General features: G+C 65.1%; 11 protein-coding genes. 1 reads left to right on the top strand and 10 read right to left on the bottom strand.

From position 1 onward, the window contains the following. Positions 1-133: 133 nt before the first annotated feature. On the bottom strand, positions 134-1,405 hold the full coding sequence (locus tag KSS94_RS02135; protein ID WP_217841467.1) for an aspartate aminotransferase family protein: 1,272 nt from the start codon (positions 1,403-1,405) through the stop codon (positions 134-136). A 209-nt stretch (positions 1,406-1,614) separates the two neighbouring features. Between KSS94_RS02135 and KSS94_RS02130 the strand changes: the two genes are divergently transcribed. Further along, positions 1,615-2,538 carry a LysR family transcriptional regulator gene (locus KSS94_RS02130; RefSeq protein WP_217841466.1) on the top strand — a complete coding sequence of 308 codons (924 nt, stop codon included), beginning with the start codon at positions 1,615-1,617 and terminating at the stop codon, positions 2,536-2,538. Between the two features lie 331 nt (positions 2,539-2,869). Here the strand turns inward: KSS94_RS02130 and KSS94_RS02125 are convergent, their stop codons facing one another. From KSS94_RS02125 to bioB, 9 genes are all read right to left on the bottom strand, one after another. Beyond that, positions 2,870-4,648 carry an acyl-CoA dehydrogenase C-terminal domain-containing protein gene (locus KSS94_RS02125; protein ID WP_217841465.1) on the bottom strand — a complete coding sequence of 593 codons (1,779 nt, stop codon included), beginning with the start codon at positions 4,646-4,648 and terminating at the stop codon, positions 2,870-2,872. A gap of 123 nt (positions 4,649-4,771) precedes the next feature. Then, on the bottom strand, positions 4,772-6,055 hold the full coding sequence (locus KSS94_RS02120; protein WP_217841464.1) for a GGDEF domain-containing protein: 1,284 nt from the start codon (positions 6,053-6,055) through the stop codon (positions 4,772-4,774). A gap of 326 nt (positions 6,056-6,381) precedes the next feature. After that, a complete protein-coding gene (locus KSS94_RS02115; protein WP_217841463.1) occupies positions 6,382-8,187 on the bottom strand; it encodes a phenylacyl-CoA dehydrogenase in 1,806 nt (601 codons plus the stop codon). A gap of 260 nt (positions 8,188-8,447) precedes the next feature. Further along, entirely contained in the window at positions 8,448-8,726 is a 279-nt protein-coding gene (locus tag KSS94_RS02110) for a pyrroloquinoline quinone biosynthesis protein PqqE (protein ID WP_217841462.1), read from the bottom strand. A 200-nt stretch (positions 8,727-8,926) separates the two neighbouring features. Then, on the bottom strand, positions 8,927-9,607 hold the full coding sequence (gene bioD, locus KSS94_RS02105; RefSeq protein WP_217841461.1) for a dethiobiotin synthase: 681 nt from the start codon (positions 9,605-9,607) through the stop codon (positions 8,927-8,929). Between the two features lies 1 nt (position 9,608). Then, on the bottom strand, positions 9,609-10,433 hold the full coding sequence (gene bioC, locus KSS94_RS02100) for a malonyl-ACP O-methyltransferase BioC (RefSeq protein ID WP_217841460.1): 825 nt from the start codon (positions 10,431-10,433) through the stop codon (positions 9,609-9,611). Next, a complete protein-coding gene (locus KSS94_RS02095; protein ID WP_217841459.1) occupies positions 10,426-11,157 on the bottom strand; it encodes an alpha/beta fold hydrolase in 732 nt (243 codons plus the stop codon). The genes bioC and KSS94_RS02095 overlap by 8 nt, the downstream gene beginning before the upstream one ends. Beyond that, positions 11,150-12,322 (bottom strand): 8-amino-7-oxononanoate synthase, encoded by a 1,173-nt coding sequence (gene bioF, locus KSS94_RS02090; protein WP_217841458.1) that lies wholly within the window; start codon positions 12,320-12,322, stop codon positions 11,150-11,152. Before bioF ends, KSS94_RS02095 begins: the two co-directional genes overlap by 8 nt. Positions 12,323-12,324: 2 nt before the next feature. Then, positions 12,325-13,383 (bottom strand): biotin synthase BioB, encoded by a 1,059-nt coding sequence (gene bioB / locus KSS94_RS02085; protein WP_217841457.1) that lies wholly within the window; start codon positions 13,381-13,383, stop codon positions 12,325-12,327. Positions 13,384-13,459: the final 76 nt, after the last annotated feature.

Here is a 13,459-nt window from a genome sequence, read left to right as displayed (position 1 = left end):
AAAACAAAGACTCGCCGCGCCGGCCAGAGGTTCCACAGGCAAAAAAAACGCCCCGAGCCAAATACCTCTTGGCCAGGGGCGGTGCGCAGAAACGCGAGACGGTTCGTTGAAATTCAGTTGCCGGGGTGCCCTGTCAGGCGGTCACTGCGCGGCGGTCGTGCTGCCGGGCATGCAGGCGGGCGAAGGCCCGGGCCAGGCGCAGCAGCATCTCGTCGATGCTGCCTCGGCTGACCGTCAGCGCCGGCGAAAAGCGCAGCACATCGGCCTGCGCCGCGCTGAGCAGCAGCCCTTCATGCAGGGCCTCGGCCAGCAGCGCCTGGGCGTCGTTCTCACGCAGCTGCAGTGCCCACAGCAGGCCCTGGCCACGCACCTCACCCTGGCCATAGCGGCCCGCCAGGCGGCTGAGCCCGTCACGCAGGTGGCGGCCGTTGTCTTGCACCTGCTCGAAGAAGCCCGGCTCCAGCACCGTGTCCAGCACCGCCAGGCCCGCCGCACTCATCAGCGCGTTGCCATGGTGGCTGCCCTGCAGCTCGCCGGGCTCGGCGCAGCAGGCGCTGCCACGCGCCAGCATCGCCGCCAGGGGCACCCCGCCACCCAGGCCCTTGCCCAGGGTGATGATGTCGGCGCGCACGTTGTAGGTTTCTTCTGCCAGCAGTGCACCGCAACGCCCTACTCCGGTCTGCACTTCATCGAGGATCAGCAGGATGCCCAGCTCACGGCACAACTGCTGCACCCCTTGCAGATACTCACGGGTGGCCGGGATCACCCCGGCCTCGCCCTGGATCGGTTCGAGCATGATCGCCACGGTGCGCGAGTCGACCTCGGCGTGCAGCGCCGCCAGGTCGTTGAACGGCACCTTGCTGAAGCCCGGCAGGCCCGGTTCGCAGCGGTTGCACGGCAGCGGGTCGGACGCCGACAGCGCCCCCAGGCTACGGCCATGGCAGGCCTGGCTGGCAGTGATGATGTGATAAGCGCCACCTCGGTGCAGCTGGCCCCACTTGCGCGCCAGGCGAATCGCCCCCTCGCAGGCTTCGGAGCCGCTGTTGAGCAGGTAGGCCTGGTCGCTGCCGGTGCTCTGGCACAGGCGCTCGGCCAGGTCTAGCAGGGCATGGCTGGCAAAGCCCGCACCGGGGTTGATCAGCGCCTGGGCCTGGCTGCCCAGCGCCTTGACCAGCACGCTCGGGCTATGGCCGAGGCTGTTGACCGCACAGCCCTGGCTGAAGTCCAGGTAGGCGTGGCCGGCGTTGTCCCACAGCCAGGAGCCCTGGCCACGCACGAACACGTGCGGTGCTTGCTGGCTACCAGGCATCAGCCGCTCGCCGCAAGGCTGCACAGCGGCCATGGCCGGGGCGGGCTTGGGCTCGACAGCGGCAGGCGCCGGGCGGCGCAGCTTGAACAGGTTCATCGGGGCTCCAGCCAGTCACGGTCAGCGGCGGTCAAGGCCCCCGGTCGAGCGCCGGGTGGTTATTTTGCCTTGCCTATCAAAAGTGTTTTTCATGCGGGGTAACAATCACGCTTTGCAGCGCTGTAACCTGCTGTAATACGGCGCTAGACTAGGCTTCAACGGCCGTGCGGGCCATTTCGTTTTAACAGCTTTTTCAATAAGTAATGCTTATGGATTTTCGCCAACTGCGCTATTTCGTCGCGGTCTATGAAGAAGGCCATGTGGGCCGCGCCGCCGAACGCCTTTCGCTGTCGCAGCCGGCCCTGTCGCAGCAGATCCGCCAGCTTGAGCACAGCCTCGACCTGAGCCTGTTCGAGCGCAGCAACAAGCGCCTGTTGCCGACCCTGGCCGCCCACACCCTGTACAACCACGCCCAACCGCTGCTCGACGGCCTGCAACGGGCCCACGAGGCCATGCGCAACTTCAAGGGCCAGGCCCTGCGCACCTTGGCCATCGGCGTGCTGCAGACCGTGCGCCCAAGCCTGGTGCCACAGTTGCTGGAGCGGGTACGCAAGGCCCAGCCGCACCTGGTGGTGCAAATCTATGAACTGTCGGGATTGGAGATCGAACGGCGCCTGCTCAATGGCAACCTGGACATCGGCATCAGCTACCTGCCGCCGCGCCAGCCGGGCCTGCATGGCCTGCTGCTGTACGAAGACGAACTGCAACTGGTCATCCCCAATACCCACCCGCTGAAGGACTTCAAGAAAGTCTCGATTCGCCAGGCCGCTGAGCTGCCGATGCTGATGCTGGGCGAGGAGTTCCAGATCCGCCAGATCTGGAAGGAACAGTTGGCCAACCAGGGCCGCCGGCCCCAGGTGCAAGCCGAAATGAACAACATGGCGGGCATTCTCGACAGCCTGGCGCACACGTCGCTGGCGACGATTTTGCCCGGGCGGGCCAAGGATGCCGCCGAGGATGACCAGGAGCTTTTGTGGAAGCCGCTGAGCGAGCCGCGGGTACCGCTCAAGGTCGGGCTGGTGTTTCGTGATGCCCAGCGCCAGCAGGCTTCGGTGGAGCTGCTGCGCACGCTGCTGGAGGCAGAAACCGACCCGCGCCAGCCAGGGGCCACGCCGCTGGACGTGCTGGGCTAAAACCACGCGCACAAAGAAAACCCCGCCGAAGCGGGGTTTCCCAGACTGTTTCCCTTGTGACATCCCTTTCGCCCCGCCGTCCTGGCAGGAAATCCTACGTGTGTCCCTGTTCTGTCCATTGCGCTTCCTGCGCTCCGTCCATGTAAGAAAGAGTAACCGTGGATCCAATTGTAGGAAAGAGGAGAAAAGTCACCGCGCAATGTAGGAAAAAGCTTACACGGACGTGGTGTTCTCATACATTCCCTGAGGCCCCGACAGCGTCGCCGGCAAGCCGGCTCCTACAAGGCTGCGCTCGCCTGTAGGAACCGGCTTACCCATGGTGTTGCCTTCCTCAGAACTGCGCAGCATCCAGCAGGTACAGCGACTCGCTCCCGGCTTTTACCGACGCCACCAGCGACTGCACCCGCGGCAGCAGGCGTGCAAAGTAGAACCGAGCAGTGCCAAGCTTGGCGCCATAGAACTGTTCATCGCCTTCACCGGCCTGCGCCGCCCGGGCCATCAGCGCCCACATGTAGGCATAGGCCACGTAACCGAACGCGTGCAGGTACTCCACCGAAGCCGCCCCGATCTCATCAGGGTTACCCTTAGCCTTGTGCAGCAACCAGTCGGTCAGCTCATCGAGCTGGCCCAGCGCCTGCTCCAACGGTTGGGTGAACTCGCGCTGCCCGGCGCCAGCACTGGCGATGAACTGGCGGATCTCATCGGCGAACAGTTTGTAATACGCACCGCCGCTGGCCACCACCTTGCGCCCCACCAGGTCCAGGGCCTGGATACCGTTGGTGCCTTCGTAGATCTGCGTGATGCGCACATCGCGCACCAGCTGCTCCTGGCCCCATTCACGGATGTAACCATGGCCGCCGAACACCTGCTGGCCGTGCACGGTGCACTCCAGGCCCAGGTCGGTGAGGAACGCCTTGGCCACCGGCGTCAGCAATGCCACCAGCTCTTCGCTGCGCTTGCGGGTGGCCGGGTCTTCGCTGTACTTGGCGCTGTCCAGCTGCATCGCCACGTAGGTGGAAAACGCCCGGCCGCCTTCGATCAGAGCTTTCATGGTCAGCAGCATGCGCCGCACGTCGGGGTGGACGATGATCGGGTCGGCGACCTTGTCCTTGGCCTGCGGGCCGGTCGGGGCACGGCTTTGCAGGCGGTCGCGGGCGTACTCCACGGCGTTCTGGTAGGAGCGCTCGGCCGAGGCCAGGCCCTGAATACCGACCCCCAGGCGCTCGTAGTTCATCATGGTGAACATGGCCGCCAGGCCCTTGTTCGGCTCACCGACGATGTAGCCCACCGCCTCGTCGAAGTTCATCACGCAGGTGGCCGAAGCCTGGATACCCATCTTGTGCTCGATCGAGCCGCAGGTCGCCGGGTTGCGCGCACCCAGGCTGCCGTCGGCGTTGACCAGGAACTTGGGCACCAAAAACAGCGAGATGCCCTTGGGGCCCGCCGGGGCGTCCGGCAGCTTGGCCAGCACCAGGTGGATGATGTTCTCGGTGAGGTCGTGTTCGCCGCCGGTGATGAAGATCTTGGTGCCGCTGACCTTGTAGCTGCCATCGGCCTGGGGTTCGGCCTTGGTGCGGATGATGCCGAGGTCGGTGCCGGCATGGGGTTCGGTCAGGCACATGGACCCGGCCCAGACGCCGGCGTACATGTTCGGCAGGTATTGCTCCTTCAGCGCTTCACTGGCGTGGGCGTTGATCGACAGGCAGGCGCCGGCGGTAAGCATCGGGTACAGGCCGAAGGCCAGGCTGGAGGCGTTGACCATTTCCTCCACCTGCGCCGAAATGGTCTTGGGCATGCCCATGCCGCCGAACTGCGGGTCGCCGCCAACGCCCACCCAGCCACCTTCGGCGTAGGTGTTGTAGGCGTCGATAAAACCGGCCGGGGTGCGCACCGCGCCGTTGTCCCAGTGGCAACCTTCTTCGTCGGCGGCGCGGCTCAGCGGGGCGATGCTCTTGCTGGTGACCTTGCCGGCCTCCTCGAGCACGGCCATGGCGGTGTCGGCGTCCGCCACCTCGGCAAGGCCCGGCAGTTGCGACCAGAGTTCGGCCACGTTGAAGACTTCGTTGAGGACGAAGCGCATATCGCGCAGGGGCGCTTTATAGTCAGCCATGACAACCTCTCGCTATAAGGGTCGGGGCGGTCCGGCAGGACCGCGGCACTGGGTTGGAAGCAGTGTAACCGAACAACTTTTACGAGACATAGGGTCATCATGCGACTGAATAGTCAGCCACAGTCACGCCATGCGAACAGCTCCACGGCGTGATTGCTGACCGTAGGCCATCACGCAGTTGCGCCCGGCGCCCTTGGCGCTGTACAGCGCCTGGTCGGCAGACTTGAGCACCTCTTCAGGGTTGCGGTGGTCAACCAGGCGTTCGGCAACACCAATACTGATGGTCACCGACACCGTGGTGTTGGCGCTGCCGTTACGCCGCTGGCGCCCGGCGGAATCATCCTGCGGGCGGCTGCTCTGGTCGCGCAACTGGATGGCGTAGTTGGCGATCATCTCGCGCACCGCTTCCAGGTGTGGCAGGCATTCTTCGACGGTCTTGCCGGCGAACACCAGGGCGAACTCCTCACCGCCGTAGCGGTAGGCGCGCCCACCCCCGGTCACCTTGGACAGCCGGCTGGCCACCAGGCGCAACACCTGGTCGCCGACATCATGGCCGTGGGTGTCGTTGAATTTCTTGAAGTGGTCGACGTCAGTCATGGCGATCACATAATTACGCCCGAGCCGCTGCATGCGCTCGTTCAGTGCGCGCCGGCCCGGCAGGCCGGTCAGCTCGTCGCGGAAGGCCATCTGGTACGCCTCGTGGGACACCGCGGCAGCGATCATCAGCATTACCTGGCTGCACATGATGTTCAGGGTGAACGGCAGGATGAAGGTCTTGGGCAGCATCCAGAAGATGCCCAGCAGGCCGATGACCTGCGCCGCATGCAGTGGCCGCGGCTCACGCAGGTACTGCACCACCAGCAGGATGAACACCACCAGAAACAACGGGTAGGCCAGCTGGATCAGGCTCATCCACTGGCCATGCAGCGACGGCCAGCGGATTTCCGCCAGCCAGCCCAGCAGCGCCTCCGGGAAGCTCTGCTCCAAGGCCACCGCCACACTGCCCACGGCAAACAGCACGGCAAAGCGGGCGAGCATGTCCTGGGCCAGGTGGGTGCGCTCCTGCCAGGCCGCGTACAAGCCGAACAGCGCCGGCAACAGCAGGCACACCAGGTGGAAGATCACCGCCGCGTCCTCGCGCACCCGGCCATTGTCGCGGTAGTAGTCGGTCTGTGTGTCGAGCAAAAAATAGGCGATGTACACCGTGACCATCAAGAACAGCTCGCGCTGGCGACGGTACACAGCGCAGTAGGCACCGCCGAGCAGCAGCACCAAGGTTGGCAGCACGTTGAACAGCGAGGTGAAGAAGACGCTGAGGTCTCTTACATAGGCTGCGGCAAGCCCCGCCACCAACAGCAACAGCGAAGGCAGGAAGTGGCTCGGGCGTACAGCGGATAAACGAAACAAGGGTAATCTCCGACCCGGCAGATCAATAATGGCATTGTGCCCTTACTTCATCGGCAGTGCACATGAATAGATAAATTTTGACGTCGGTTTAACGGCAGGTCGGGCGGGATGCTTGAGAGGGGATCGTTACCGGATGCGTCGGGCTAGCACATATTTCATGTTGCAGAGGCTGGGAGCAGGCCTGCGCTGTACCTGCAGGAGCCGATTTGCCGGCGATGAGGCCAGCGCAGGCAGCACAAGACAGTTGCTCCACGCCCCAGTGCCCAAAGCAAAAAAAAAAAACGCCTGCCGGTAGGGGCAGGCGGTTTTTCGTACAGCCGTCAGGCTCAGTAGGACAGACCGAAGTCTTCGTCCTTCATTGCCATCAGGTTGTCGGCGCCCGACAGCATGGTCGCCACATGGGTGCGGGTGCGCGGCAGGATGCGCTGGAAGTAGAAGCGCGCGGTCTGCAGCTTGGCGGTGTAGAACGCCTCTTCGCTGGTGCCGGCAGCCAGCTTCTCGGCAGCCAGGCGGGCGATGTCGGCCCAGAAGTAGGCAAGGCACGCGTAACCCGAGTACATCAGGTAGTCCACCGACGCCGCGCCGACTTCCTCGCGGTCCTTCATGGCGGCCATGCCGATCTTCATGGTCAGCTCGCCCCACTCCTTGTTGATCGCGGCCAGCGGCTCGACGAACTCACGGGTGGCTTCGTTGCCTTCCTGGCCCTGGCAGAACTTGTGCACGATCTTGGTGAAGCCCTTGAGCGCCTCGCCCTGGGTCATCAGCACCTTGCGGCCCAGCAGGTCCAGAGCCTGGATGCCGGTGGTGCCTTCGTACAGCATCGAGATACGGCTGTCGCGTACGTTCTGCTCCATGCCCCACTCGGCAATGAAACCGTGGCCGCCGTAAATCTGCACGCCATGGTTGGCGGACTCGAAACCGACTTCGGTCATGAACGCCTTGGCGATCGGGGTGAGGAACGCCAGCAAGGCGTCAGCCTTCTTGCGCTCTTCTTCGTCCTGGCTGTACTTGACGATATCCACCTGTTTGGCGGTGAAGTACACCATCGCACGGTTGCCTTCGGCGAAGGCTTTCATGGTCAGCAGCATACGGCGCACGTCCGGGTGGACGATGATCGGGTCAGCGGCCTTGTCCGGGGCTTTCGGGCCGGTCAGGGCGCGCATCTGCAGGCGCTCACGGGCGTATTTCAAGCCACCCTGGAAGGCCACTTCAGCGTGGGCCAGGCCCTGCAGGGCGGTACCCAGGCGTGCAGTGTTCATGAAGGTGAACATGCAGTTCAGGCCCTTGTTGGCCGGGCCGATCAGGTAGCCGGTGGCGGCGTCGAAGTTCATCACGCAGGTGGCGTTGCCGTGGATGCCCATCTTGTGCTCGATGGAGCCGCAGCTCACGCCGTTGCGCTCACCCACGCTGCCTTCGGCGTTGGGCAGGAACTTCGGCACGATGAACAGCGAAATGCCTTTGGTGCCGGCCGGTGCATCGGGCAGACGGGCCAGGACGATATGGACGATGTTGTCGGCCATGTCGTGCTCACCGGCCGAGATGAAGATCTTGGTGCCGGACACTTTGTAGCTGCCGTCGGCCTGGGGTTCGGCCTTGGTGCGCAGCATGCCTAAGTCGGTGCCGCAGTGCGGCTCGGTCAGGCACATGGTGCCGGTCCACTCGCCGGACACCAGTTTGGTCAGGTAGGTGTGCTGCTGTTCAGGGGTGCCGTGGGCGGAGATGGTGTTCATCGCGCCATGGGACAAGCCCGGGTACATGCCCCACGACCAGTTCGACTCGCCGACCATTTCGCTCAGGGCCAGGCCCAGCGACTCCGGCAGGCCCTGGCCGCCGTGTTCGACGTCATGGGCCAGGCTCGGCCAGCCACCTTCGACGAACTGCTCGTAGGCTTGCTTGAAGCCGGTCGGGGTCTTCACGCCAGACTCGCTCCAGGTGCAGCCTTCCTGGTCGCCAACGCGGTTCAGCGGTGCCAGCACCTGCTCACAGAATTTCGCGCCTTCTTCGAGGATCGCATCGACCATGTCCGGCGTTGCGTCCTGGCAGCCCGGCAGGCTCTGATAGTGCGCCTCATAGCCGAGCAGTTCGTCGCGGACGAAGCGGATATCACGCAAGGGGGCTTTGTAATCAGGCATTGCGATGAACCTCTGTGATGAGTTCGGTAGGGAGACCGCGGATACCGACCAGCTCTTGGCGGCTTTCGGTCAAACAGTTGTTTGAAACTTACGTTTAGGGGACAGTCTTGTCAAGGAGAGGGCATAGCGTCATTTACGCCGCCGAACATGGCATTTATGCCACGCCCAGCCGAAAGCATCGCGGGGCAAGCCCGCTCCCACGCAACTGCAGCAAGGCAGGCATGGGAGCGGGCTTGCCCCGCGAGTGGTAACGGCTTGGATCAGGCGTAGGTGTCGATGAACCGACCGAGCAGTTCGTCGGATGCCTTGGCAACTTTCACACCCAGTTCGACTTCCTGCTTGCCCAACGCCAGTTCGACGGTGCTGGTGGCAAGGTCCATCTGCTGGCTGCGGTCAACGCCACGCAGGCGCTCGGCCTGGTAGTCGGTGGACTGGCTGGTGCTGCTGGCGATCTGCTGGGCGGCCTGATCGACGCGGTTCTGCCCGGCCTGGATGGCACCGAGGCCCGCGTAGAAGGCGGAGCTGGTGTTGATGTCCATGTCAGTACTCCGTGACGCTGGATGAATTGAACAGTGGCAATTAAAGCAGGGCGCCGGGGAAAAGGCCCGTTTAAATCCCTAATAGCCCAGTGCCAGCTAATAGAGACAAGTGATACTTGCCGGCGATAGGGCCCTGACAGGCGATGGATGGCACCGGCTACGCCGGTGATCGCCGGCAAGCCGCTCCTACAGGGGCACAGCTAATCCAGCAGGTCCAGCAGCAGGTGCTCGGCCACCGCCTCGGCGGTGGCCTGCTTCAGCCACGGCACCCGCCCCAGGCACGGCGCCGGCAGGCGCTCGGCCAGGCTGGCGAGGTTTTCTTCAAGCCGCGAAGTGCGCGGGTCGACGATGTTCGCCACCCAGCCGGCCAGTTGCAGCCCGTCCCGGGCGATGGCTTCGGCACTGAGCAGCGCATGGTTGATGCACCCCAGCCGCACGCCCACCACCAGGATCACCGGTAGTTTCAGGGCAATGGCCAGGTCCGAAAGATTGGCGTGGCCGGAAAGCGGCACACGCCAGCCCCCCGCGCCTTCAATCAAAGTGAAATCGGCCTGCTGGCCCAGCACATGGTGCATGGCCTTGAGCAACACCGGCACCTCCAGTACCACACCCGCCTCACGTGCAGCTACGTGCGGGGCAATGGCCGGCTCGAAGGCGTACGGGTTGACCTCTTCATAGGCCAGCTTGACCGAGCTCTCGTCGATCAGCGCCAGGGCATCGCTGTTGCGCAGCCCTTTGGGCGTGTTCACGCACCCCGAGGCCACCGGCTTTGCCGCCAGGGTACTGAGGTTTTGCAACCGCGCCGCACGCAGCAGGCCGGCGGCGATGGTGGTCTTGCCGACATCGGTGTCGGTACCGGCGATGAAGTACGCCTGGCTCATCTCACAGCCCCTCTGCCATGGGTTTGCGCAACACACCATAGACCACCTGGTAGGTAGCCGGCAGGCCCTGGGGCTGGCGGAACTGCTCGTAGGCCTGCAAAAGGCCCTGCATGCGCGCACGCCCGGTCAGCCCCGAAGGCCGCCCGGGGTTGAGGTTATGCGCGCCAAGGGCCTTGAGCTCGTGGGTCAGGCTGCGTACATCGGGGTAGTGCAACACGTGTGGGCGGCGCTGCAGCCCGATCAGTTCCAGGCCGCTTTCAGCACACAGCCGCTGGTAATCCTCAAAACGCCGGAAGCGGTTGACGTGCACCAGGCCGTCCACCACCTGCCAGCTGGCACGCAGCTCATCCAGGGTACCGACGCACAGGCTGCTGAAGGCCATCACCCCACCCGGGCGCAGTACCCGCCGCGCCTCGCCCAGCACGCTGGCGAACTGGCCGCACCACTGCACCGCCAGGCTGCTGAACAGCAGGTCGATGCTGGCCTCACGCAACGGCAGGCGCTCGGCATCGCCGACCACATGGTGCTGCGCCCCACCTTGTTCACGGGCGTGGCGCAGCATGCCTTCGGCGATATCCACCGCCACGCCTTCGCTAGCGGCAAAACGCTCGGCCAACACCCGGCTGAAATGCCCGGTGCCGCTGCCCATGTCGAGCCAGCGCGCAGGCGCCAGCGCATCGGGCAACTGCCCCAGCAGCGCCAGGCCCACCGCCCGCTGCAGCGCCGCGACGCTGTCGTAGCTGGCCGCCGCGCGGGAGAAGGAAGCCGCCACCTGGCGCTTGTCCGGCAGGCTGCCGGGCAGGGTTGGGTGGGAAAGGTCAGTCATCGCCACTCTCATGCAGGAAACTCTTGATGCCCGCCGCCAGCTCCTGGGGGTATTCCAGCAGGAAGGCGTGGGAACTGTCTTCGACCAGGCCGACTTCCACGTCGGGCAGCAGGTCGCTCAGGGCCTTGGCCGCACTCGCCGGAACCAGCGCATCGCTGCCGGCGAACAAGTGCAGTTGCGGGCCGCCGTAGTGCTCCAGGGCATTGCGCGTGTCCAGCGCCGCCAGCACTTCAAGCCCGCAGGCCAGGTACAGCGGGTCGGTATCCGGCACGCCTACGCCCAGCTGGCGCAGCAAGGTGCGCGGCTGTTGCGCGCCGTCACTGCACAGGGTGCGAAAACGCTTGAGGGTGACCTGGGTGTGGCTGCGGCAGCCGTCGAGGAAGGTGCCGAAGGTGTCCGGGGCCATGCCGTGGGGCCAGTCCGCGCGGGCCACGAAGCTGGGGTTGCTGGCCAGGGTCAGCAGGCCGCAGCAATGGTCGCCACGCTTGTGCGCCAAAGCACTCGCGAGCATGCCGCCCAGCGACCAGCCGCCCAGCCAGGCGTCGGTCGGCAGCTTGCGGTCAAGGTGCTCGACCCAGGCCGCAGGGTCGCTGTCGGCCAGCTCCGGCAGCGCCATCAGGTCGATGTGCAGGCGTGGGTCCTGGGCCCGCAGGCTGGCGGCCAGCGGTTCCAGCGACGCGGTGCCCAGGCCCCAGCCGGGCAGAAGGATCAGTCGGTTACGCATCGGCGGACTCCAGTTGTGGGTAACACTCGGCCAATGCATTCAACAATAGCTGGACCTGCGCCGCGCTGTGGGCCGCGCTCAAGGTCACCCGCAAGCGGGCACTGCCTGCCGGCACGGTGGGCGGGCGAATGGCAGTCACCAGCAGCCCGCGCTCGCGCAGCATGCGCGACAGCGCCATGGCCCGCGCGGCATCACCGATCAGGATCGGCTGGATGGCCGTGGGGCTGTCCATCAGGGTCAGCCCCAACTGCTGCGCACCTTCGCGGAACTGGCGAATCAACGCCGCCAGGTGTTCACGGCGCCAGCGCTCTTCACGCAGCAGCGTCAATGCCTTGAGCGTGGCGCAGGCCAACGCCGGTGGCTGGCTGGTGGTGTAGATGTACGGGCGGGCGAACTGCACCAGGGCCTCGATCAGCTCTTCGCTGCCGGCGACGAACGCGCCGGAGGTACCACAGGCCTTGCCCAGGGTGCCGATCAGCACCGGCACGTCATCGACGCCCAGGCCGTGCTGCTCCACCAGGCCGCCGCCATGGGTACCGAGGGTGCCCAGGCCGTGGGCGTCGTCGACCATCAGCCAGGCACCCTGCGCCTTGGCAACCGCAGCCAGCGCCGGCAGGTCGGCACAATCGCCGTCCATGCTGAACACGCCATCGGTGACCACCAAGGTATTGCCGGTCGCCTTGTCCAGGCGGCTGGCAAGGCTGGCCGGGTCGTTGTGCAGGTAGCGGCTGAAACGCGCACCACTGAGCAACCCGCCGTCCAGCAGCGAGGCATGGTTGAGGCGGTCCTGCAGCACCGTATCGCCCTGCCCCACCAGCGCGGTGATGGCGCCGAGGTTGGCCATGTAGCCGGTAGAGAACAACAGCGCCCGCGGGCGCCCGGTCAGTTCGGCCAGGGCTTCTTCCACCGCATGGTGCGGGGTGCTGTGGCCGATCACCAGGTGCGAGGCGCCGCCGCCCACGCCCCAGCGCTCGGCGCCGTCGCGCCAGGCCTTGATCACTTCAGGGTGGTTGGCCAGGCCCAGGTAGTCGTTGCTGCAAAACGCCAAAAGCGGCTTGCCGTCGACCACCACCTGCGGCCCCTGGGGGCTCTCGAGCAGTGGCCGCTGGCGGTACAGGTCAGCGGCGCGCCGTTCGGCCAGCCGCGCGGCGAGGTCGAAGGCCATGCTCAGGCCGAAGCTGCGTCGTAGAACAGCTCGCTGCTGCGTTGCTCGACCAGGGCCTGCTCGATGGCTGCCTGGTGCACTTCGTCGGCGTGTTCTTCACGGGCCTCGGGCTTGATGCCCAGGCGGGCGAACAGCTGCATATCCTTGTCGGCCTGCGGGTTGGCGGTGGTCAGCAGTTTTTCACCGTAGAAGATCGAGTTGGCACCGGCCATGAAGGCCAGGGCCTGCATTTGCTCGTTCATCTGCTCGCGGCCGGCGGACAACCGCACGTGGGACTTGGGCATGAGAATGCGGGCCACGGCCAGCATGCGGATGAAGTCGAACGGGTCGACGTCTTCTTCGTTGGCCAGCGGCGTGCCGGCGACTTTTACCAGCATGTTGATCGGCACCGACTCCGGGTGCTCCGGCAGGTTGGCCAGCTGGATCAACAGGCCTGCGCGGTCGTCCAGCGACTCGCCCATGCCGAGGATGCCGCCAGAGCAGATCTTCATGCCGGCGTCACGCACGTAGGCCAGGGTCTGCAGGCGCTCGCTGTAGGTACGCGTGGTGATGATGCTGGTGTAGAAGTCCGGCGAGGTGTCGAGGTTGTGGTTGTAGTAGTCCAGGCCCGCCTGAGCCAGCGCCGCGGTTTGATCGCGGTCGAGCTTGCCCAGGGTCATGCAGGTTTCCAGGCCCAGGGCCTTGACCCCTTTGACCATCTCCAGCACGTAGGGCATGTCCTTGGCCGACGGGTGCTTCCACGCAGCGCCCATGCAAAAGCGGGTCGAGCCGATGGCCTTGGCCCGGGCGGCTTCTTCCAGCACCTTCTGCACTTCCATCAGTTTCTGCTTTTCCAGCCCGGTGTTGTAGTGGCCGGACTGCGGACAATATTTGCAATCTTCCGGGCAGGCGCCGGTCTTGATCGACAACAGCGTCGACACCTGCACGCGGTTGGGGTCGAAGTGCGCGCGGTGCACGCTTTGCGCCTGGAACAGCAGGTCGTTGAACGGCTGCTGGAACAGCGCCTTGACCTCGCCCAGGGCCCAGTCGTGACGTGTGGTTGCAATTGTGCTGGCGCTCATCGGCGTTTCCTTATCTAGGGTCTTTCTGACGCCGGGACAACAACAGCCCACGAGCGCATCACGGATAGCACGCATA

The sequence above is a fragment of the Pseudomonas fakonensis genome (assembly GCF_019139895.1).
In the GTDB taxonomy this organism is placed as follows: domain Bacteria; phylum Pseudomonadota; class Gammaproteobacteria; order Pseudomonadales; family Pseudomonadaceae; genus Aquipseudomonas; species Aquipseudomonas fakonensis.
The sequence above is the reverse complement of the archived record's forward strand: the minus strand, read 5'-3'. Positions and strand labels throughout refer to the sequence as shown.

What these genes read in the sequence shown, in the direction of transcription:
- KSS94_RS02135 (WP_217841467.1), bottom strand. Translation starts at nt 1,405, where the DNA reads ATGAACCTGTTCAAGCTGCGCCGCCCGGCGCCTGCCGCTGTCGAGCCC.
- KSS94_RS02130 (WP_217841466.1), top strand. Translation starts at nt 1,615, where the DNA reads ATGGATTTTCGCCAACTGCGCTATTTCGTCGCGGTCTATGAAGAAGGC.
- KSS94_RS02125 (WP_217841465.1), bottom strand. Translation starts at nt 4,648, where the DNA reads ATGGCTGACTATAAAGCGCCCCTGCGCGATATGCGCTTCGTCCTCAAC.
- KSS94_RS02115 (WP_217841463.1), bottom strand. Translation starts at nt 8,187, where the DNA reads ATGCCTGATTACAAAGCCCCCTTGCGTGATATCCGCTTCGTCCGCGAC.
- KSS94_RS02110 (WP_217841462.1), bottom strand. Translation starts at nt 8,726, where the DNA reads ATGGACATCAACACCAGCTCCGCCTTCTACGCGGGCCTCGGTGCCATC.
- bioD (WP_217841461.1), bottom strand. Translation starts at nt 9,607, where the DNA reads ATGAGCCAGGCGTACTTCATCGCCGGTACCGACACCGATGTCGGCAAG.
- bioC (WP_217841460.1), bottom strand. Translation starts at nt 10,433, where the DNA reads ATGACTGACCTTTCCCACCCAACCCTGCCCGGCAGCCTGCCGGACAAG.
- KSS94_RS02095 (WP_217841459.1), bottom strand. Translation starts at nt 11,157, where the DNA reads ATGCGTAACCGACTGATCCTTCTGCCCGGCTGGGGCCTGGGCACCGCG.
- bioF (WP_217841458.1), bottom strand. Translation starts at nt 12,322, where the DNA reads ATGGCCTTCGACCTCGCCGCGCGGCTGGCCGAACGGCGCGCCGCTGAC.
- bioB (WP_217841457.1), bottom strand. Translation starts at nt 13,383, where the DNA reads ATGAGCGCCAGCACAATTGCAACCACACGTCACGACTGGGCCCTGGGC.